The sequence below is a fragment of the Kitasatospora sp. SUK 42 genome (genome assembly GCF_015776785.2).
In the GTDB taxonomy this organism is placed as follows: Bacteria; Actinomycetota; Actinomycetes; order Streptomycetales; family Streptomycetaceae; genus Kitasatospora.
Map to the genome: position 1 here is coordinate 1386248 of NZ_LFMD02000007.1, position 19708 is coordinate 1405955.

Below are 19708 nucleotides of genomic sequence, written 5' to 3' on the forward strand. Positions count from 1 at the left end.
GGCTTCGACCTACCTTCTCTCGACGTTCCACCTGCTCATTCGTGGGCACCATCGTCGGGTCTCAGAGGCCCCACCGACATCTCCTCAAATGCGCACTCCGAGAAGCGAACAGCCCTCGTAGTCCGTAGACTTGACCCACGGTGCAGTGAGAATTCAACGGTGAGGGGCGCTGTTCAATGGCTACGTACGTCTTGATCCACGCGGCGGCGGTGGACGCGTGGTACTGGGGGCCGCTGGCGGCCGAGTTGCGCGAGCGCGGCCACGAGGTGGTCGCACCGGACCTTCCGTGCGACGACGAGTCGGCCGGGCTCGCGGAGTACACGGACACGGTGGTGAAGGCGATCGGTGACCGCACCGATCTCGTCGTCGTCGCCCACTCGTTGGGCGGCTTCACCGGCCCGCTGGTCTGTGACCGGCTGCCGGTCGACCTGCTGGTGATGCTCCAGGCGCAGGTGCCGGCGCCGGGCGAGTCGCCGGGGGAGTGGTGGGGCAACACCGGTTACGGGCAGGCCCGGGAGGAGGCCGACCGCCGCCGGGGAGTGCCGGACGGCACGGAGGAGGAGCCGCTGTCCCTGGTGCTGTACGACACTCCGGCCGATCTGGCCGCCGAGTTCCTGGCGAAGCACCAGCGGGCCCAGACGGCGACGCCGTTCATCAAGCCGTGGCCGCTGGAGGCCTGGCCGTCGGTGCCGACCAGGTTCCTGATGGCCTCCGGGGACCGGTTCTTCCCGCCGGAGTTCATGCGCGCGATGGTCGCCGACCGGCTGGGCTTCCAGCCCGACGAGATGCCGGGCGACCACTGCCCGATGCTCGGCCACCCGGCGGAGCTGGCCGACCGGCTGGAGGCGTACCGCGCGGCGCTGTGATCGGAGCCGACGGCCGACGCGCCGGTCGGACCGCCCCCGGGGGCGGTCCGACCGGCGCGTTCGGTTGTGGCCGGTGCGGCGGTCAGTCGGTGTAGCGGTCGTGCAGCCGCCACCACTGCTGCGGGTAGTCCAGCCCCTCCTCCTGCCGGCCGAGCGGCGTGAGGTCGAGGTAGTTGTAGGTGTTGATGAGGATGTCGCCGCCCCGCGACGAGGACGAGTAGGTGTGGAAGACCTCGTCCCCGTCACGCAGGAAGACGCTCAGGCCGGAGGACTCGCCACCGGCCGCGTTGGTCACGTGGAAGTCCTGGTTGAAGTCGCTGTCGAAGGACGAGAACCACGGCACGGTCCAGTCCATCCGCTTCCTGAACGCCTCCAGCTTCGCCAGCGGCGCGCGCGAGACCAGGACGAGCGTGGTGTCCCGGGCGTTGAGGTGGTTGGGGTGGCCGAGGTTGTCGACCTGGAGCGAGCAGCCGACGCAGCCCTCGTCCCAGTTCGGGTGGAACATGTAGTGCCGGACGATGAGTTGACGGCGCCCGGCGAACAGGTCGAGCAGGGTGGCGGGGCCGTCGGACCCTTCAAAGGTGTACTGCTTGTCCAGCTTCACCATCGGCAGCTGCCGGCGCTGCGCGCTCACCGCGTCACGCATCCGGGTGAGCGCCTTCTCCTGGCGCAGCAGCTCTTCGCGGGCGGTCAGCCACTCGTCGCGAGTGACGACGGGCGGAACGGACATCGTTCTCTCTCCTGGAATCGTCGGGAATCGTCTGGGAGTGCTCTGGACGGGGGTTCCGGACGGGGGCGCCGGAACCGCCGGGACGGCTCAGCCGGCCGGCTGGACCGAGGGCTCGCCGGCGTCGGAGGCCTCGGCCTCGGCCGGCGCGTTGCTGGTGACCCCGACGTGCCGCAGCATGATCGCGGCGATCGCGGCGAGCCCGAGCAGCACCACGGTGCTGATCACGCAGACCGCGGTGAGGCTGCTGGTGAAGGCGTCGTGCGCGGTGCGGAGCAGGGCGTTGGCGGAGTCCGACGGCAGGTCCTTCGCGGCCGTCAGGGCGCCGATGACGCTCTCGTGCGCGCTCTGCGGGGTGCCGGCCGGCAGCGGGTCGGCGAGGTTGGCACCGTAGACGGCGGTGGCGATGGCACCCATCACACCGGCGCCCAGCGCGATGCCGAGCTGGCCGCAGGTCTCGGAGAGCGAGGCGGCGGCGCCGGAGCGCTCCTGCGGGGACGCGGCGAGGATCAGGTTGGTGGTCAGCGCCGCCTGCGGGCCGGAGCCCGCGCTGGTGATGGTGACGCCGGTGATGACCAGGGCCAGGCCGCCGTCGCTGCCGACCTGGGTGAGGACGAGGTAGCCGATCGCCGCGACGGTGAGGCCGGCGGCGATGACGTAGGCGGGCCGGATCTTGCGGGCGATGGCGGGGGCCGACATCGCGGTGATGACCATGGCGGCGCCGGACGGCATCATGAGCAGACCGGCCTTCAGCGGGGAGAGCCCCTCGACGGCCTGGAGCCAGACGTTCACCACGAAGATGGTGCCGCCGCCGACGACCGCGCCGAAGATGTTGATCACGAGCGCGGCGCTGACCTGGCGGTGGCCGAACAGGCGCAGGTCCATCAGCGGGTCCTCCAGCGTGCGCTGGCGGACGACGAACACGGCGCCCAGGACGACGCCGATGACGATGGCGAGGGCCGGGACGAGGCTCCAGCCGTTCTGCGCCAGCTCCTTGATGCCGTAGATGATCGGCATCAGACCGGCCAGGGACAGCAGGACACTGAGCGGGTCGAGGCGCTTGGCCTCGGGGTTGCTGAACTCGGGCAGCAGCAGCGGACCGGCGATCAGCAGGACCACCATGATCGGGACCGAGAGCAGGAAGACCGAGCCCCACCAGAAGAACTGGAGCATCACGCCGCCGACGACCGGGCCGAGCGCGAGCCCGCCCATGAAGGCGCTCACCCAGACGCCGATGGCGGCGCCCATCTGCTTGGGGTTGCGGTAGAACATGTTGACGATCAGCGCGAGCGTCGAGGGGGCGAGGGTCGCCCCCGCCACACCCATCAGCACGCGGGCCGTGATCAGCATCGGGGTGCTGGTGGAGAACGCCGCCACCGTCGAGGCGATGCCGAAGGCCGCCGCGCCGATCAGCAGGACCTTCCGCCGGCCGATCCGGTCACCGAGCGTGCCCATGGTGATCAGGAAGGCGGCCACCACGAAGCCGTAGGAGTCGATGATCCACAGCTGCTCGACGCTGTTGGCGTGGAGGTCTTCACTCAGATGGGGGAGAGCCAGGTTGAGCACGCTGAGGTCCATGGACACCAGCAGAGTGGGCAACGCCAGCACGGCGAGGGCGATCCACTCCTTCCTCCCGGCTTGGGGCATGTCAACAGTGGTCACGTCAAAGTCCTCTCGTCCGTCCGTGCCGCCGGTGACGGCGGCTCCTTCATTGAGACGGTCGGACGCGGAAAAACTCATCGGTGCCCCCGCCGGATCCTGCCGGGAACGGCCCGAGGGCCGCCGGCGAGGGGCTCAGCCGCAGGTCAGGGCGTGTCCTGGAGGGTGGCCGGCAGACCGAAGGACGGGAAGACGTCCGCGATGAACGCGGTGATCTCCACGATCTCCGGGCCCTCGATCCGCAGCACGTGCAGTCCGACCGGCAGGTACGCCGAGGCCTCCGGGTGGCGGACGTACGTCGCCACGGCCGGTCGGCGGTTGGCGGCGGTGACCAGGTGCCGCACGTCGGTGAAGGCGTTCGGGCCGACCAGCGCCGGCAGCCAGCCGGCGATGACCGCGTCCCGCCCGAGGTAGCTGGTGAGCGTCGGCGGCATGGTGAACCGGGCGTCCTCGCGCAGCAGTTCGGCCAGCGCGGTGAGGTCGCCCCGCTTGGTGGCCGCCATGTAGCGGTGCAGTACGGCCCGCTCCTCCTGGCTCGGGTCCCCGGCGGGCCCCCAGTCCAGCCGGCGGTCGGGCAGGTGCTGCTTGAGCGTGGCCCGGGCGCGCTGGAGGGCGCTGTTCACCGACGCCGAGGTGCTCTCCAGCAGGGCCGCCGTCTCGTTGGCCGTCCAGCCGAGCACGTCGCGCAGGATGAGGACGGCGCGCTGCCGGGGCGGCAGGTGCTGGATGGCCGCGAGGTAGGCCAGCTCGATCGTCTCGGTGGCGACGGCCGCGGCGTCCGGCTCGGTGTCGCTCGGGGCGATCGGCTCCAGCAGGTGGTCCGGGTACGGCTGCAGCCACGGGACCTCGGTCAGCTGGGCGGTCGCGCCCGCCGCTGCCCCCCAGGCCGCGGGCAGGGCGACCGGCGTGCGCGGGTGGCGGTCCAGGTGGTCCAGACAGGCGTTGGTGGCGATCCGGTACAGCCAGGCGCGGAACGTGGAGTGCCCCTGGAACGTCTCCCGCTTGCGCCAGGCCCGCAGGAAGGTCTCCTGCACCAGGTCCTCGGCGTCGTCGAAGGAGCCGAGCATCCGGTAGCAGTGCACCTGGAGCTCGCGCCGGTACCGCTCGGTGAAGTCCGTGAAGGCCGGTTCGTCGCCGTTGCGCACCGCCGTGCTCACCGCGATGCGCTCCTCGGCCCGACGCGTGCTGGCCCCGCTTGTACCCACCGATGCCCTCCCGACCACCTGTGGTGACTGTCGATCATCGGTGGCCAACCCTACGTCACGGACCGGAGGGTGAGCAATCACGGAGGTGCGCCGGGTGTTCGCCAGCGATCACGCTGAGGGCACACGACGGGAGGGAAGATCCGCATGCGCGTCCTGTTCCTCACCTGCCTCAACAAATCCCATCTCTACGCCATGACGCCGCTCGCCTGGGCCCTGCAGATCGCCGGCCACTCCGTGCGGGTCGCCAGCCAGCCGGACCTGGCGGAGGACGTCATGCGGACCGGGTTCACCGCGGTGCCGGTCGGGGACCCGCTGAACCTGGAGAGCAAGCTGGGCCCCGCACAGCCGGCCGCGCCGCGGCCCGGGCCGGGGCCAGTCGTCAAACCGGTCCAGTCGACGTTCCCGGAGGAGCCGCACGCGCACCTGTCGACCATCACCGACGGCTTCTTCCCGATGATCTGCCCGGACCGGATGTTCGACGACCTGGTGGACTACGCGGTGGGCTGGAAGCCCGATCTGGTCGTCTGGAACACGCTCGCCTTCGCCGGGCCGGTGGCCGCGCTGGCCAGCGGGGCCGCGCACGCCCGGCTGCTCTTCGGCGCCGACGGCCTGGCGCAGATCCGCGCCGCCTTCCACCGGGAGCGGGCCGGGCACACCGGCGCCGCGCTGAACGATCCGCTGGAGGACTGGCTCGGGCCCAAACTCGAACGGATCGGCCACCGGTTCACCGAGGAGGTCGTGCTCGGCCAGTGGACCATGGACCCGATGCCCTCGTGGGTGCCGCACCCCCCGGGCGACGTCCACTACGTGCCGATGCGCCACGTCCCGTACAACGGGCCCAGCGTGACACCCGAGTGGCTGTCCAAGCCGCCGGCCAGGAGGCGGGTCTGCGTCACCCTCGGCACCTCGCACCGCGAGTCGCACGGCATCGAGGTCTCCGTCCCGGACCTGCTCGAAGGCGTGGCCGACCTGGACGTCGAGGTGGTCGCCACCCTCAACCGGCGGCAGCTCGACCAGGTGGACAGCGTGCCGGACAACGTCCGGATCGCGGACTTCGTGCCGCTGAACGTCCTGCTGCCCACCTGCTCGGCGATCGTCCACCACGGCGGCACCGCGACCTTCGCGGCCGCCCTGGAACACGGCGTGCCGCAGCTGATCGCGCCCAGCACCTACTGGACGGAACGCTGGTGGGGGCCGGTCGCGGAGGCGAACGGGCTGGAGGCGCGCGGCGCGGGCCTCTACGTCGGCGACTCGGACACGCTCACCGCCGAGGCGCTGCGCGACGGCCTCGTGCGGGTGCTCGACGACCCCGCCTTCGCCGCCCGGGCGGCCGCGGTGCGGACCGAGCGGCTCGCCACGCCGACCCCCAACGACCTGGTGCACACCCTGGAGAGGCTGACCGCGCAACGGCGTGGCACCTGCTGACCACCGGCACCGACCCGACCTCCCCCGACCGCAGAACGCAGGAGAAGCCATGACCGCGAGAACCCGCCCGGCGGCGGTCCGATGACCGCCGCCGCGGTGGGCGAGGCCCCGACCGGCGCGTCGACCCGCCCGCCCAAACTGCCGTCGCTGACCGGCCTGAGATTCTTCGCCGCCCTGTTCGTCTTCCTCTACCACTTCGCCCAGCTGCTCGGCCCCTATCCGCCGCACGGGCCGGTCACGCCGTTCGCCGACCCCTCGGCGACCAGCGACTTCGCGGCGGTGGTGGCCAACGGGGGCTTCGTCGGCGTCTCGTTCTTCTTCGTGCTCAGCGGTTTCGTGCTCACCTGGTCGGCGGTGCCCGGCGAGCGGGGCACCGCGTTCGTGCGCCGCCGGCTGCTGAAGATCTACCCCACGCACCTGGCGACCTTCGCGATCGCCATGCTGCTCTTCGCGGCCGCGTACACCCCCGCCACCGTGTGGCTGAAGAACGTGCTGCTGCTGCACTCGTTCTCCTCCGACCCGTCGACCTTCATGAGCGTCAACGCCCCCAGCTGGTCGCTCTGTTGCGAGCTGCTGTTCTACCTGCTCTTCCCGTTCGTGATCGGACCGGTCCGGCGGATCGCCGACAACCGGCTGTGGGCGTGGGCCGGGGCGATGGTGGCCGGCACGGTCGGCGTCGCCCTCGTCACCCAGTACCTGGTGACGAGCACGCCGAGGACGCCGTTCATCCCGGACCTGTCGATGACCCAGTTCTGGTCCGCCTACTACTTCCCGCCGGCCCGCCTCTTCGAGTTCGCGCTCGGCATGGTGCTGGCCAGGATCGTGCGGGCCGGCCGCTGGCCGAGGATCCCGATGACGGCCGCCGTCGCGCTGATGGCCGCCGGCTACGTGCTCTCGCTGCACGTGCCGTTCTTCTACCGCTTCGAGGTCGCCATGGTGATCCCGATCTCCGTGGTGATCTGCTCCTTCGCCGCGGCCGACGCGCGCGGCGGCCGCACGCCCGTGAGCGGGCGGGCGATGCAGTGGCTGGGCGAGCGGTCCTTCGGCTTCTACATGGCCCAGGGCATCGTGCTGCTCTACGGCCGTACCCTGATCGGCCACAACGCGCGCTACGACACCCCGACGGCCATCGCCGTGCTGATCGGCTTCATCCTCGCCAACCTCGTCGCGGGCACCCTGCTGCACGTCTGCGTCGAACGGCCGGTGATGCGCAGGTGGGCCCGGGGGCCGCAGCGCGCGAGGACACCATCCGTGGACGTACGACCGAGTGAGAGGGAGGTCATCCGGTGACGACCGAACCCGAGGAACTGCTGCGCGCCATGGTGCGCATCCGCGCCGTGGAGGAAGGACTCGCGGACGTCTACCGCGAGGAGCAGGAGATGCGCACCCCGGTGCACTTCTCGATCGGGCAGGAGGCGACGGCGGTCGGCGTCTGCGCCGCGATGCGCCGGTCCGACCTGGTGTACAGCGGACACCGCTGCCACGCCCAGTACCTGGCGAAGGGCGGCGACCTGACCGCCATGGTCGCCGAGCTGTACGGCCGCGAGACCGGCTGCTCCGGCGGCCGCGGCGGATCCGTCCACCTGGTGGACCTGGAGGCCGGCTTCGGCGCCTCCTCGGCCATCCTCGGCGAGATGATCTCGGTGGGCACCGGCGCGGCCTGGGCGTCCGCCGTGGCGGGCCGGGACGACGTCGCGGCGACCTTCTTCGGGGACGGCGCCGCCGAGGAGGGCGTCTTCCACGAGTCGCTGAACTTCGCGGCGCTGCGCCGCGTCCCGGTGGTCTTCGTCTGCGAGAACAACGGCTACTCGCTCTCCTCGCCGCTCTCCTCCCGGCAGCCGGCCGGGAACAGCATCACCCGGTGGGCCGACCGCTACGGCATGCCCGGCGTGCGGGTCGACGGCAACGACGTGTTCGGCGTGTACGCCGCCGCGACGGAGGCGGTGCGGTGGTGCCGCGAGGGCAGGGGGCCGTACTTCCTGGAGCTGACGACCTACCGCTGGCGCGAGCACGTCGGCCCGAACTGGGACTACGACCGCGACCACCGCTCCAAGGCGGAGGTCGACTCCTGGATCGCCCGCTGCCCCATCACGCGCGCCACCGAGGAGCTGCGGGAGCGGGTGCCCGGCATCGACCGGGCCCGCGCCCAGTGGGAGACGGAGAGCCGCGAGGAGCTGGCCAAGGCGATCGCCGTGGCGAAGGCCAGCCCGTTCCCCGCCGTCGAAACCCTGCTGTCCGGGGCCTACGAGGACTGAGAGGAGTCCGACCGATGCGGATGTTGAAGTACAGCGAGGCGATCGGCGAGGCCACCGTGCAGTGCATGGAGGCGGACCCGACCATCCTCGTCGCCGGCCAGAGCGTCGACGACCACAAGGGGATCTACGGCACCACCACCGCCGCCATGCGGCGGTTCGGGGCGAGCCGGGTGCTGGACATCCCCAACTGCGAGAACGCCTTCGCGGGCATCGCGGTCGGCGCGGCCTCGCAGGGCCTGCGGCCGCTGGTCGTCCACACCCGCGACGACTTCATGTTCCTGGCGATGGACGGGATCCTCAACGTCGCCGCCAAGTGGCGCTACATGTACGGCAACAAGGGCGGCGTGCCGGTGGTGATGCGCGGCGTCGTGGGGCACGGCTGGGGGCAGGGCGCCACCCACTCGCAGAGCCTGCACTCCGTCTTCGGCCACTTCCCGGGCCTGCACGTCGTCACCCCGGCCTCCCCGGCCGACGCCAAGGGCCTGCTGGTCACGGCCCTGCAGGGGGACACCCCCGTGGTGATCATCGAGAACCGGGGCCTGTACGAGGTCGAGGGCGAGGTGCCCGAGGGCCCGGTGGGCGTGCCGATCGGCCGCGGCCGGATCGTGCGCGAGGGCACCGACGTCACCATCGTGGCCGCCTCGCTGATGGTCCGCGAGGCCGAGCGGGCCGCCTCGGCACTGGCCGCCCTGCAAGGCGTGAGCGCCGAGGTGGTGGACGTGCGCAGCATCCGCCCGTTGGACGAGGACCTCATCTGCGCATCCGTCGCGAAGACCGGGCACCTCGTCGTCGCGGACACCAGCTGGGCGCGCTACGGGCTGAGCGCCGAGGTCGCGGCGGTGGTGGCGGAGCGCGCCTTCGACTCCCTGCGCGCGCCCGTACGCCGGGTCACCCCGCCGGACAGCCCCGCACCGGTGTCCTGGCCGCTGGAGGAGGCGTTCAACCCGAACGCCGACGCGGTGGCCCGGGCGGCGCTCGAAGTCCTCGGGCTCCGTGGGCGCGTGGCGGTCGGGGAGGACGAGCTGGCCCGCGGATTCGTCGGCCCCTACTGATCGGTGGTCCCGTGAAGATTCGTGAGCTCGCCGTCCCCGGTGCCCTGGAGTTCACCCCGGACGAGTACCCCGACGACCGGGGCGCGCTCCTCGAACTGCTCCGCCGCGAGTGGTGGACCGAGGCGACCGGGCGGCGGCTGGAGGTCGCCCAGGTGAACTGCACCGTCAACCGGCGCAACGTGGTGCGGGGCGTGCACTTCACCCTGCCGCCCGGGCAGGCCAAGTTCGTCTGCTGCCTGAACGGCGCCATGGTCGACGTCATCGCGGACCTGCGGCTCGGCTCACCGGCCTTCGGCACCTACGACACGGTGCCGCTGGACAACGAGCAGTTCCGCATCGTCTTCCTCCCCGAGGGCGTCGGGCACGGCATGGTCTCCCTCACCGAGGGCGCCACCGCCTTCTACCTCTGCTCGGCGCCCTACGACCCCGCCAACGAGTTCGGCGTCCACCCGCTCGACCCGGACCTCGGCGTCGACTGGCGGGGGATGCTCGGCGGCGCCGAACCGATCCTCTCGGAACGGGACAACGGCGCCCCGTCGTTGGCGTGGCTCGTGAAGCACGGCGAACTGCCGCGCTACGAGGACTGCCTGGCGCACTACCGCGCCACCGCCCGGTGAGCGGGGGAGGAGTCGTGACGGCGCCCGCGACGGGGGAGCGGCGGCTGCGGGTCGGCATCATCGGCACCGGCGTCGGCGTGCGCACCCACCTGCCCGGCTTCGCCTCGACGGGGCGGGCCGACGTGGTGGCGATCGCCGGCAGCAGCCCCGCGCGGGCGCGCGAGGTCGCGGCCGAGGTCGGCGTGCCGACCGCGTACGAGGACTACCGCGCGCTCTGCGAGGACCGCACGCTGGACGTCATCTGCGTCGCCTCCCCGAACGAGCACCACTACGACCACTTCGCGGCGGCCGCGGCCTCGGGGCGGCACATCATCGTCGAGAAGCCGGTCGGGGGCGACGCCGAGGCGCTGCGGCGGCTGATGGGGATCCCGCTGGCCGACGGGCAGTTGGTCCTCGTCGACCACCAACTGCGGTTCAACCCCTACCTGTCCGCTCTGCGCGAGAGCCTGGCGGCCGGCGAACTCGGCCGCCCCTATCTCGTCCGGATCCACCAGCAGGGCGTCGGTCAGCTGTCCCAGGACGTCCTGCACGCCTGGCAGTTCGACGCCGGGCGCGGCGGCGGCGTGCGGCTGGCCATGGGCAGCCACCTGGTGGACCTGGTGGACTTCCTGCTCGGCCGCAGGCCGTGGGAGGCGGTGGCGGGCTCCGTCGACCCCGTCGTCCCGTTCCGCCGCGACCGCGAGGGCGCACTCCGGCCGGTGACCGCGGACTCGGCGTTCTCGGCGCTGCTGCGGGCGGCCGACACCACCGCGCTGGTCTCCGCCAGCGCCGCGGCGGCGGCCACCACCCTGCTGGACGTCGACGTCCTCGGCACGGCGGGCGAGGCGCACTTCAGCCTGACCGGGAAGCTGCGGATCTCCACGACGAGCGGCACCCGGACGGTCCTGCACCCGCCCGGTGTGGACCAGGTCGAGGTCGACAACCGGATCTCGGTCTTCAAGAGCTCCTTCAACCACCTGGCCCGGGCGCTGACTTCGGCGGTCCTCGACGGCGACCTCGGCGCCGTCGCCCACGCCGGCACCCTGGCCGACCAGCTGTCCGTCCTCGGCACGCTCGACGCGATCCTGCGCTCGGCCGCCGCCAACCCCTCCCCGCACAAGGAGAGTTCATGTTGAGCGCAGCCCGTGTGGACCTGTTCGACGAGACCATCCGCCTCCGCGACGAGGCCTTCCACGCCCGCGACCTGGAAGCGACCATGGGCTTCTACCGGGAGGACGCCCTCGAAATCGACCCCAGCGGCGCCTTCCACCGGGACAAGGCCGCGATCAGCGCCCAGATCGGGATGGTGTTCGGCCTCGGCCTGACGGCGCGCTTCGTCGAACTGGCGAGGACCGTCGACCTCGACCACGGCACCGCGGTGCTGGTGCTGGACTCGACCTTCGAGTCCTCCCCGCCCGGCTTCCGCCAGCACTTCCTGACCGCCCAGACCTTCACCTTCGACGACGGCGAGTGGCGCCTGCTGCTCGCCGCCAACACCATGCTGGCGGACTGACCCCGGACGCGTGAGGGGCGACCGGCCGCGGCCGGTCGCCCTCACGTCGTGACGATCCGTCAGTTCGCCACGGCCTCGACCACCGACAGGACCGTCGGGGTCGGGAGGACCCGGGACAGGCGCAGTCCGGCCCGGGCGAACAGCTCCGCGAAGTCCGCCTCGGTGCGTTCCCGGCCGGTGAGGGAGCCCATCATCATCAGGTCCAGGGCCTTGGACTGGTGGGGGTCGTTGCCCCGGGGCACCACCGCGTCGAGGACCAGGACCCGGCCGCCGGGGTTCAGGGCGCGGCGGCAGTGCTCCAGCAGCGTCACGCAGCGGTCGTCGTCCCAGTCGTGGGTGATCCGCTTGAGCAGGTGGACGTCGCCGGGCGGCACGGCGGTGAAGAAGTCGCCCTCCGCCAGCGTCCAGCGGTCGGCGATCTCCTTGTCCGAGCCCAGGCGGTGGCCGGCCAGCACGTGCGCCTGGTCGTAGAGGACGCCCTCCAGGTCGGGGTTGAGGCGCAGCACCTCCAGCAGCAGGCCGCCGTGGCCGCCTCCGACGTCCACCACCGTGCCGGTGCGCGGGAGGTCGCAGGCGGCCGCGATGAGCGCGTTCTCCGGGTCGGACATCGCCGCCATGCCCACGTGGAACACGGCGGCGGTCCGTTCGTCCTGGGCGAAGTGGTCGAAGAACGGCATGCCGAAGATGCCCTCGAAGGCTGTGGTGCCCTCGGTGAGGCAGTGCGTCAGCTCGCCCGCCGGGCGCCACATGGTCCGGTCGGTGAGCATCAGCACGGCCGCGCGCGCCGAGTACGGCGCGTCGGAGCGCAGGGCCTGGCCGGCGTCGGTCAGCGCGAAGCGGCCCTGCTCGTCCTCCGCCACCACACCCCGGGTGGCGAGCAGGCGCAGCACCCGGTGGAGGCCGCGGGCGTCCGTGCCGGTGGCGGCGGCGAGCTCGGCGGGGGTGCGGGGGCCGCCCACCAGGTGGTCGGCCACCCCCACGTCGGCGGCGGCGCGCAGTGCGGCGGGGAAGAGGAAGCCGAGGGCCTCGTCGATGAGGAAGGCGGCGGAGCGGCGGAGCCCGTCGTCCCGGCCGGTGCCGGCGTCACCGCCGGCCCCGCCGCCCGTCCGGTCGTCGATGGTCCTGTCCTCGTCCTCGCGCATGCCGACCTCCGTCGCCTCTGCCGTCTCCGTCCGAACTTCCGCCCGGAGACTGCCCGGAGCCGGACCGGTCGAAGCGCCGCCTCACCCGGTCGTGTCGGACAGCTCCTTGTCGATGGCGGTCTCGATGCCGCGGCGCCGGGCGGCGCCGTGGGCGAAGTCGGGTACGGCCGAGGTGCCTTCGCGCAGGTCGTCGAGGAACTGCCGGTAGGCGTGGGCGAGCGCGTAGGCGTTGGAATCGACCGCCGGGTCCAGGCCCGGGACGCGGACGTACGACTCGGGCACCGGCAGGGGAGCGACCCCGGTGGCCTGGCCGCGGCCGCCTTGGAGGGTGAGCGGGCTGAGCTGGAGGTGGCCGACCGGGGCGGTGACGACGAGGTCGCCTTCGGTGCCGTTGATCTCCCAGCGGAAGCCGGTGCCCCGGGAGGTCCCGCCGCGGTAGTGGAAGGCGGCCACCGCGCCGCCCGGCAGCCGTCCGGAGGCCACCACCTGGTCGGCGACGGTCACGGGGACGGGCAGGCCGCTCTCGGTGTCCACCGCGAACCTGCGCCGGGACGCCAGCCGGATCCGCAGCTCCTCGGGCTCGCCCAGGACGGAGGCGAAGCCGTCGAGGGTGTGGCCGAAGGGGATGGTCAGCAGGGACACGCCGTTGGCCGCGTCCAGCACGTACCGGCTGCGGGGGTCGACGGTGGCGCCCCAGTGGCCGCCGGAGCCGACGACCGTGCTGGACAGCACCTCCCCGACGTAGCCGTCGGCCACGAGGTCCCGCACGTAGGCGACGGTCGGGTGCGAGCGGGCCTGGAGGCCGACGACGGTCGGCACGGCGGCGGCGCGGGCCAGCTGCGCCAGCTCCTCGGACTCCGCGGGTCCGGTGCCCAGCGGCCATTCGCACAGCACGGCCTTGCCGGCGTCCAGTGCCGCCCGTACCAGCTCCCGGTGGCGGGGCGCCTTCACCGTCACGACCACCAGGTCCACCTCGTCGGAGGCGGCCAGTTCGGCCGCCGTCGCGAAGGTGCGGGGCACTCCGTGCGTGCGCCCGGCGAGCTCCGCCGACTCCTTGGAGCTCGCGCTCAGGGCCCTCAACTCGTAGCCGGGGAGGGCGCGCAGGGCCGGCAGGTGGGCGCGTTCGGCCCAACTCCCCGGGGAGGCCCCGAGTCCGACGATGCCGACGCCGATCGGCTTGCCGGAGCGGGCCGATGCGGCGAGCGGTGACGGGGAGGTGTTCATGATGCGCAGCCTGCTCTCTGTCGGATGAGAAGGGTGGGCACAGCGGCCGACAGGGGCTGGGGGAGGACACAGCCGTCTGTTAGCGTTGACATCTCAACACTAGAAAGAGGTGCGTTGATATGTCAACGCCGAGCGAGGGTGTCGCGGACGCCGCCACGCCGGAGCCCGTCGACCTCTGGTGCGCCTTCAAGCGCGCCCACGAGCTGGTCCGGGCCCGCGTGGTCGCCGACACCGCCGAGGCGGTCGGCCTCTCCGAGCCCGACCTGACGATCCTCACCAACCTCAACCGGGCGGGCGGCGCGCTGCGCCAGAGCGAACTCGCCGCGGAACTCGGCTGGGACCGCACCCGCATCTCCCACCAGCTCACCCGCATGGGCAACCGCGGACTCGTCGCCCGCGAACGCGCCGTCGGCGTCACCGTCACCCTCACCGACGCCGGCCGCGAGGCCATCACCGCCGTACGGCCCGTCCTCGACGCCGCCGTGCGCCGCCACCTCACCGAGGGGCTCTCCGCGCAGGAGTTCGAGACACTGCGCTCCGTCTTCGACCGGCTGTAGCCGCCGCGACACGGCAGTGGCCCAGGGCCTGCGCCCCGGGCTGCCGGTGCCTCGTCAAGGGGCTCTGCCACGGTGACGGCTCCCTTCGAGAGCACTGTTGTGGAACATCGGGGTCGCGACCACGAGGTCGCCCACATCGTGTGCACCGCCTCCGTGCCGGACGGGGGCGGGCAGCCGGATGATCGCCACCGTTCCCGTCGACGTGGCGTCACTCGCCGTTCGACCAGGCGTCGGTGGCGCTTCACGGCGACCCGTCGGGCCTGTCGGGCCCGTCGGCTTTAGGTCGGCTTTGGGCGGACCTAGGCAGCGGCTTTAGCTCCGGCCGTAAGCCTGTCCTCGTCCGCGGATCGCGGACGAGCGACAGGCAGAGCGCACCTCGCCGACGAAGGAGGTCCGGTGGTACGTCCGTTGACCCGGAGTGAGCGCGAGCGGGCCGACCAGCCGTCGGCGCGCAGCAGGTGGCTGGCCGAGGACGGAGCGGAGCTCGCGGATCCGGAGCTGGTGGGCCACAAGTTCGCCCGGCAGGCCATGATGGCGGAGACGGGGTTCCCGGTGCCGCCGCTGGTCTGCGTGCCGGCGCCGGTGTTCGACCAGGTCGTCGGCGATGCGGACGCCCGGCCGGAGGGCCCCGGGGGCGCGGAGGCCTGGTCCCCGGCGGAGCTGACCCGGCGGGCCGAGGAGCTCCGACGGCAGGTCCAGGGCATCGGGCTGCCGGAGCCGCTGCGCCAGGCGCTGGCCGACCGCTTCGACGAACTCGCCGGCCCCGACGGGCTGGTGGCGGTCAGGGCCTGTGTGGTGCCGCAGCCCGGCGAGCAGGGCGGCGAGGACTCGGCCCAGGACCCGTTCGCCGGGCTGAGCAGCAGCTTCCTGTACGTGCGGCGGGCCGAGCTCGCCGACCGGGTGGTGGACTGCTGGGCCTCGGCGTTCAACACCGAGGCGGTCCTGTACCGGGCGCGGCGGGGCCTGGCCCCGTTCGCGGCGCGGGTGGCCGTCGGCGTCCAGCGGATGGCCATGGGCACCCGCTCGTTCGTCGCCTTCACCCAGGACCCCCGCGACGGTTCGGCCCGCTGCGTGATCGCGGCCGCCCACGGCATCGGCGAGGGCGTGGTCCAGGAGAAGGCCGATGTGGACCACTTCTTCGTCGAGCCCCGGTCCCGGAGCATCGAGGCGCAGGTGGTGGCCAAGTCCCGGGCGGTCGGCTGGGATCCGGAGCGGCCCGACGAGGGCCCCGTCCCGCTGACCCTCGACGAACGGCAGGCCGGCCTGCCGGTGCTCACCGACGACGAGGTGCACCGGATCACCGCCATGGCGCTGGACGTCCAGGAGTACTTCGGCGTGCCGCAGGACATCGAGGGGACCATCACCGCGGACGGCGGGATCCACCTCGTCCAGGCCCGGCCGATCGCGGCCCCGCCCCGGCCGGCCGCGCCGGAGGGCGGACCGGTCCAGGCGATCGTGTGGGACAACAACAACGTCACCGAGAGCTTCCCCCACGTCAGTTGCGCGCTCACCTACTCGGTGGCCCGCGAGCTGTACGAGGTCGGCTTCACCGACCTGTACCGGCGGATGGGCGTGTCCGCGCGCACGCTGCGCGGCAACCGGTCGCGGCTGCGCCGGATGGTCGGCCACCTGGACGGCCGGGTCTACTACCGGCTCGACTCCTGGTACCGGCTGCACGGCCAGATCCGCTGCTTCCGGCCGCTGTGGTCCACCTGGGAGCAGTCCCTGGGGCTGGCCCCCGACGGCGGTGACCGGCCCGCCGCGAAGCCCGGCGGGCGGTGGCGCACCCGACTGGCCAACACCGTCCACCTCACGGAGATCGCCGGCCGGTTCGCGGCCCATCCGCTGCGGGTCCGGGGCTTCGTGCGCTGGTGGGACGAGTACCACGAGCGGCTCGCCGACGCGTCGGAGCTGCCCCCGCACGAGGCGCTGGAGGCCTATCAGGAGCTGTGGACGGAGGTGGGCCGCCGCTGGGGGGTCACCCTGGTCAACGGCGTCTTCCTGTTCACCGCGTCCTGGGCGACCAACAGCCTGCTGCGCCGCTGGCTGCCGGGCTCGGACCGCAACCTGCTCAACGGGATGCTGGTCGGCGGCCCGGACAACCGGTCCGCGGCGGCCCTCAACTCGGCGATCGCGCTGGCCGAGACCGTCGCCGCCACCCCCGGCCTGCGCGACGCCGTGATGGCGGAGCGCGAGCCGCAGACGCAGTGGGAGGAGCTGACCGAGGGCCGCCACGGCGCCGAGTTCGGGGAGGCCCTGCGCGAGCACGTCCACCGCTACGGGGACCGCGGCATGCACGACCTCAAGCTGGAGGCCGTCACCCCGCGGGAGGAACCGTGGACGGTCCTGAACACCGTCCGCGCCTTCGTCCGGCAGAACCTGACCGTCGAGGCGAACCGCGCCACCGGGCGGGACATCCGCCGGCGGGCGGAGGAGGAACTGCGGGAGCGCTGCCGCAACCCGCTCAAGCGGACGGTGCTGAAGGGGCTCTTCGGCGCGATGCGCTCGCTGATGCGCATTCGCGAGGACACCCGCTTCTGCCGCAGCCAACTCTTCGGCGACACCAGGACGTTGCTGATGAACCTCGGTACCGGCCTGGCCGAGACGGGGCGCCTGGACAAGCCGACGGACATCCACGACCTCACGGTCGACGAGGTCCTGGGCGCCTTCGACGGCACCCTGCCCGGAGCCGACCTGCGCGGTCTGGCGGCCGTGCGCGCGGCCGAGCGGGCCCGCTGGAGCACGGAGGAGAACCGGCTGCCGGTCCGGCTGGAGACCGATCCCCGCCTGCCGCTGGCCCTCGCCCTCGCCTCCGTGCGCGGTGCGGCGGGCGGTACGGAGGCGACGGCGACGCCCGGGGCCGCCGCGGCCCCGGGAATGCTGACCGGACTGGCGTCCAGCTCCGGCACGGTGCGCGGCCGGGCCAAGGTCGTCCTCGACCCGTCGACGACCGCCGAGGAGTGCGAGGGCCGCATCCTCGTCGCCCGCGAGACGGACCCGGGCTGGCTGTTCCTGATGATGTCCGCGAAGGCCCTGGTGGTGGAGCGGGGCACCCTGCTGTCGCACACCGCCATCACCGGGCGGTTGCTGGGCATCCCCACGGTGGTGGCGGTGCCCGGGGCCACCAGCCTGATCGAGGACGGCAGCCTCGTCGAGGTCGACGGCGCCGCCGGCACCGTACGGATCCTGGACGGCGCGTCGTGATCGGACGACTGGGCCGCTACGTCAGGGCGGCCTACCCGCCGGCGGTCCAACTGCCGCTGATGGTCTCGTGGACCCTGGGCCTGACCGCCCTGTTCGCCTGCGTCGCCGGGGCGTCCGAGCGGTGGCGACCGGACGGGGCGCTGGCGGTCACGACCGTCACCATGGTCGTCGACATGCTGCTCCTGCGGGCCCTCGACGACCTCCGGGACCACGACTACGACGCCCGGTACAACCCCGGCCGGCCCCTGCCCAGCGGGCTCGTCCGGGAACGCGACCTGGTGGTGCTGGTCGTCGTGGGCATCGCCGCCCTGCTGCTGCTCAACGCGGGGCGTGGAGTGGTCCTCCTCGCCCTGGCCGGGCAGCTCGGCTACACGGTGGTGGTGATGACCGTGGACCGGCTGTGGGGCTGGCCCTCCGGGGACCGGCTGCTGCTGCACCTCGCCGTGAACCTGCCGATCCAGCCGCTGCTGAGCCTGTACGTGTACGCGGGCTTCCTGCGCTCGGAGCACCTGCGGCCCGGCCTCTCCGGCCTGACCGCGGTGGTGGCGGCCACCCTCGGCGGGCTCTGCCTGGAGCTCGGCCGCAAGGCCACCCGCCGCCCAGGAGCGGGCGAGCGGACCTACGCCACCGTGCTGGGCCCGGCCGGCACGTCCGGCACGGCGGTCGCCGCCGCGCTGTTGTCCACCGCCGTGGTGCTGGTGGCCCTCCGGCCGTGGGATCCGGGCAGCGCCGCGTACGGCTGGGGCTGGCTGGTGGCGGCCCCGGCCGGCCTCCCGGCGGTCGCGGCCGTGCGGTTCGCCCGCGGCTCCGCGCGCTGGCCGAGGCCTCTCGCGATCGCGTACCTGCCGGCGATGTACACGAGTTTCCTGGCCGTTGGTTGGCTGACCAGAGGAGGAGCAGGGTGACCAGTCATGCGCTGCCCGAAGGCGACCTGTTCGGGACGAACGGGTTCTGGACCCTGCTCGGACCGGACTTCGCCGGCAAGTCCACCGTGCTGGACCGCCTGCACGACGACCACGGCTGGCGGGTGGTGTCCTACGACGACCGCTACCTCGACCGGTACCCGCTGATCCGCGGACTGCGGCGCAGCTGGGTGGACGAGGCGTTCGCCCGGGCCGGGGAGCGGTACTCCGACGAGCTCGTGCTCTCCGTCCTGCACCCGATCGTGCTGCACCTGCGGGACGAGCTGGCCCGCTCGGCCGGCCCGGAGCCGCTCATCGTCGACTCGTACTACTACAAGCTGATCGCGAAGTGCCGTCTGCTCGGCGTGGAGCACCAGCCGATCTTCGACCAGTGGCGTTCCTTCCCGCGGCCGAGGGGCGTGCTCTACCTGGACGTGCCCCCCGAGGACGCCTGGGCGCGCAGCGGCGAAGGGCTGCGGATCAACGCCTTCGAGCATTACGGCACCACGGCCAGCGAGGCGAACTTCATCGGGTTGCAGTCCGAGTTGCGCACGGCGGTGCTCGCGGAGGTCGCCGACCTCCCGCTCACGGTCATCGACGGGACCGAACCACCCGAGTCCGTCATGGCGGCCGTCCTCGCCGGACTCCAGGCGACGGCGGCGCTGTGAACCCCACGGACCACCGGAGACAGGAACGGCTCGCCGAGCTGTTCGCGGAACGCTCGGCCTGGGTCGGACGGCAGCCGCCGTCCACGCCGGCCGAGGAGACGGCGGAGACCACCGTGCTGGTGGTGCTGCGCGACCTGGACCTGCCCGGACTCGTCGACGGGGCACGGGAGTTCGCGGCCCGGCTGGCCGAGGACGAGGCCGAGGCGTGGCGGCGCTCCTGGACCAGGGCCCGCTTCCTCTTCGGCAATCCGGCCAACCTGGCCGGGCGGAGCCCGGCGCGGCTGGTGGCCGGGAGGGGCGGCACGGCCTGGCTCGGGCCGTTCCCGTCCGGGCGGCTGCCCGGCCCGACCCGGCTGCTCAAGCCGGTGAGCGGCGAACTGCCGCCGCTGCCCGAGGTCGTGGAGTTCCCGCACGGCGAGGACGGCACCACCCCGTACCGCGAACTCCACGTCGGCATCCGGGACCTCACCCTCGCCGAGTACCTCGTGCACCTCCACCACACCCTGGCCGAATCGGTCCTGCGGGGCAGGCTGGGGGCCGGTGAGCCGCTGCGCCTGATCCACCGTCCGGACCTCGACGCCGACGCCGCCCGCACCGGGCCCGCCTACGCGCGGGTGCACTACGCCCCCGGCGGCGCCCCGGGACTGCGCCTCTACACCTGGCTGTCCCCCGAGACCCACCCGTAACGATCGCCCCACCGACCCTCGAAGGAG

General features: G+C 72.8%; 18 protein-coding genes. 13 read left to right on the forward strand and 5 right to left on the reverse strand.

Features of this window, described 5'->3' with window-relative positions; translation table 11 throughout:
• Positions 1-176: 176 nt before the first annotated feature.
• On the forward strand, positions 177-866 hold the full coding sequence (locus RZ50_RS27695; protein ID WP_196950177.1) for an alpha/beta fold hydrolase: 690 nt from the start codon (positions 177-179) through the stop codon (positions 864-866).
• An 82-nt stretch (positions 867-948) separates the two neighbouring features.
• Here the strand turns inward: RZ50_RS27695 and RZ50_RS27700 are convergent, their stop codons facing one another.
• The 3 genes from RZ50_RS27700 to RZ50_RS27710 form a co-directional block, all read right to left on the reverse strand.
• Positions 949-1596, reverse strand: coding sequence for a DUF899 domain-containing protein (locus tag RZ50_RS27700; protein ID WP_196950176.1), 648 nt, complete (start codon positions 1594-1596; stop codon positions 949-951).
• Between the two features lie 87 nt (positions 1597-1683).
• Complete coding sequence (locus tag RZ50_RS27705) at positions 1684-3255, reverse strand: MFS transporter (RefSeq protein WP_308272374.1); 1572 nt, start codon at positions 3253-3255, stop codon at positions 1684-1686.
• Positions 3256-3398: 143 nt separating this feature from the next.
• Positions 3399-4538, reverse strand: coding sequence for an RNA polymerase subunit sigma-70 (locus tag RZ50_RS27710; RefSeq protein WP_308272376.1), 1140 nt, complete (start codon positions 4536-4538; stop codon positions 3399-3401).
• A 63-nt stretch (positions 4539-4601) separates the two neighbouring features.
• Here RZ50_RS27710 and RZ50_RS27715 point away from each other — a divergent pair, with 63 nt between their 5' ends.
• The 7 genes from RZ50_RS27715 (at position 4602) to RZ50_RS27745 (ending at position 11298) form a co-directional block, all read left to right on the forward strand.
• Positions 4602-5882 carry an activator-dependent family glycosyltransferase gene (locus RZ50_RS27715; RefSeq protein WP_196950175.1) on the forward strand — a complete coding sequence of 427 codons (1281 nt, stop codon included), beginning with the start codon at positions 4602-4604 and terminating at the stop codon, positions 5880-5882.
• 81 nt (positions 5883-5963) lie between these two features.
• Positions 5964-7172 (forward strand): acyltransferase, encoded by a 1209-nt coding sequence (locus tag RZ50_RS27720; protein WP_196950174.1) that lies wholly within the window; start codon positions 5964-5966, stop codon positions 7170-7172.
• Entirely contained in the window at positions 7169-8137 is a 969-nt protein-coding gene (locus RZ50_RS27725; RefSeq protein WP_308272378.1) for a thiamine pyrophosphate-dependent dehydrogenase E1 component subunit alpha, read from the forward strand. Before RZ50_RS27720 ends, RZ50_RS27725 begins: the two co-directional genes overlap by 4 nt.
• Before the next feature lie 14 nt (positions 8138-8151).
• Entirely contained in the window at positions 8152-9189 is a 1038-nt protein-coding gene (locus tag RZ50_RS27730) for an alpha-ketoacid dehydrogenase subunit beta (protein WP_196950173.1), read from the forward strand.
• Between the two features lie 11 nt (positions 9190-9200).
• Positions 9201-9806 carry a dTDP-4-dehydrorhamnose 3,5-epimerase family protein gene (locus tag RZ50_RS27735; protein WP_308272380.1) on the forward strand — a complete coding sequence of 202 codons (606 nt, stop codon included), beginning with the start codon at positions 9201-9203 and terminating at the stop codon, positions 9804-9806.
• 14 nt (positions 9807-9820) lie between these two features.
• A complete protein-coding gene (locus RZ50_RS27740) occupies positions 9821-10921 on the forward strand; it encodes a Gfo/Idh/MocA family protein (RefSeq protein ID WP_196950172.1) in 1101 nt (366 codons plus the stop codon).
• Positions 10915-11298, forward strand: coding sequence for a DUF4440 domain-containing protein (locus tag RZ50_RS27745; protein ID WP_196950171.1), 384 nt, complete (start codon positions 10915-10917; stop codon positions 11296-11298). Before RZ50_RS27740 ends, RZ50_RS27745 begins: the two co-directional genes overlap by 7 nt.
• A gap of 59 nt (positions 11299-11357) precedes the next feature.
• On the opposite strand, the gene RZ50_RS27750 is transcribed toward RZ50_RS27745, so the two are convergent.
• Positions 11358-12440: a methyltransferase gene (locus RZ50_RS27750; RefSeq protein WP_196950170.1), complete on the reverse strand. Its 1083-nt coding sequence runs from the start codon at positions 12438-12440 to the stop codon at positions 11358-11360.
• Positions 12441-12521: 81 nt separating this feature from the next.
• Positions 12522-13664 carry a Gfo/Idh/MocA family protein gene (locus tag RZ50_RS27755; RefSeq protein ID WP_196950169.1) on the reverse strand — a complete coding sequence of 381 codons (1143 nt, stop codon included), beginning with the start codon at positions 13662-13664 and terminating at the stop codon, positions 12522-12524.
• 119 nt (positions 13665-13783) lie between these two features.
• Here RZ50_RS27755 and RZ50_RS27760 point away from each other — a divergent pair, with 119 nt between their 5' ends.
• From RZ50_RS27760 to RZ50_RS27780, 5 genes are all read left to right on the forward strand, one after another.
• Positions 13784-14221, forward strand: a complete 438-nt coding sequence (locus tag RZ50_RS27760) for a MarR family winged helix-turn-helix transcriptional regulator (RefSeq protein WP_196950168.1) — start codon at positions 13784-13786, stop codon at positions 14219-14221.
• Positions 14222-14617: 396 nt separating this feature from the next.
• A complete protein-coding gene (locus tag RZ50_RS27765; protein WP_196950167.1) occupies positions 14618-17425 on the forward strand; it encodes a PEP/pyruvate-binding domain-containing protein in 2808 nt (935 codons plus the stop codon).
• Positions 17422-18330 (forward strand): hypothetical protein, encoded by a 909-nt coding sequence (locus RZ50_RS27770; protein ID WP_196950166.1) that lies wholly within the window; start codon positions 17422-17424, stop codon positions 18328-18330. Before RZ50_RS27765 ends, RZ50_RS27770 begins: the two co-directional genes overlap by 4 nt.
• The gene (locus RZ50_RS27775) at positions 18327-18995 is read left to right on the forward strand and encodes a hypothetical protein (RefSeq protein WP_196950165.1); all 669 of its coding nucleotides are present in this window, start codon (positions 18327-18329) and stop codon (positions 18993-18995) included. The genes RZ50_RS27770 and RZ50_RS27775 overlap by 4 nt, the downstream gene beginning before the upstream one ends.
• Positions 18992-19681, forward strand: a complete 690-nt coding sequence (locus RZ50_RS27780; RefSeq protein ID WP_196950164.1) for a DUF6182 family protein — start codon at positions 18992-18994, stop codon at positions 19679-19681. The genes RZ50_RS27775 and RZ50_RS27780 overlap by 4 nt, the downstream gene beginning before the upstream one ends.
• Positions 19682-19708: the final 27 nt, after the last annotated feature.

Bases quoted from the DNA above. Each gene is read 5' to 3' on its own strand.
- RZ50_RS27760 (WP_196950168.1), top strand. From the start codon at position 13,784: ATGTCAACGCCGAGCGAGGGTGTCGCGGACGCCGCCACGCCGGAGCCC.
- RZ50_RS27695 (WP_196950177.1), top strand. From the start codon at position 177: ATGGCTACGTACGTCTTGATCCACGCGGCGGCGGTGGACGCGTGGTAC.
- RZ50_RS27715 (WP_196950175.1), top strand. From the start codon at position 4,602: ATGCGCGTCCTGTTCCTCACCTGCCTCAACAAATCCCATCTCTACGCC.
- RZ50_RS27745 (WP_196950171.1), top strand. From the start codon at position 10,915: ATGTTGAGCGCAGCCCGTGTGGACCTGTTCGACGAGACCATCCGCCTC.
- RZ50_RS27730 (WP_196950173.1), top strand. From the start codon at position 8,152: ATGCGGATGTTGAAGTACAGCGAGGCGATCGGCGAGGCCACCGTGCAG.
- RZ50_RS27750 (WP_196950170.1), bottom strand. From the start codon at position 12,440: ATGCGCGAGGACGAGGACAGGACCATCGACGACCGGACGGGCGGCGGG.
- RZ50_RS27700 (WP_196950176.1), bottom strand. From the start codon at position 1,596: ATGTCCGTTCCGCCCGTCGTCACTCGCGACGAGTGGCTGACCGCCCGC.
- RZ50_RS27720 (WP_196950174.1), top strand. From the start codon at position 5,964: ATGACCGCCGCCGCGGTGGGCGAGGCCCCGACCGGCGCGTCGACCCGC.
- RZ50_RS27755 (WP_196950169.1), bottom strand. From the start codon at position 13,664: ATGAACACCTCCCCGTCACCGCTCGCCGCATCGGCCCGCTCCGGCAAG.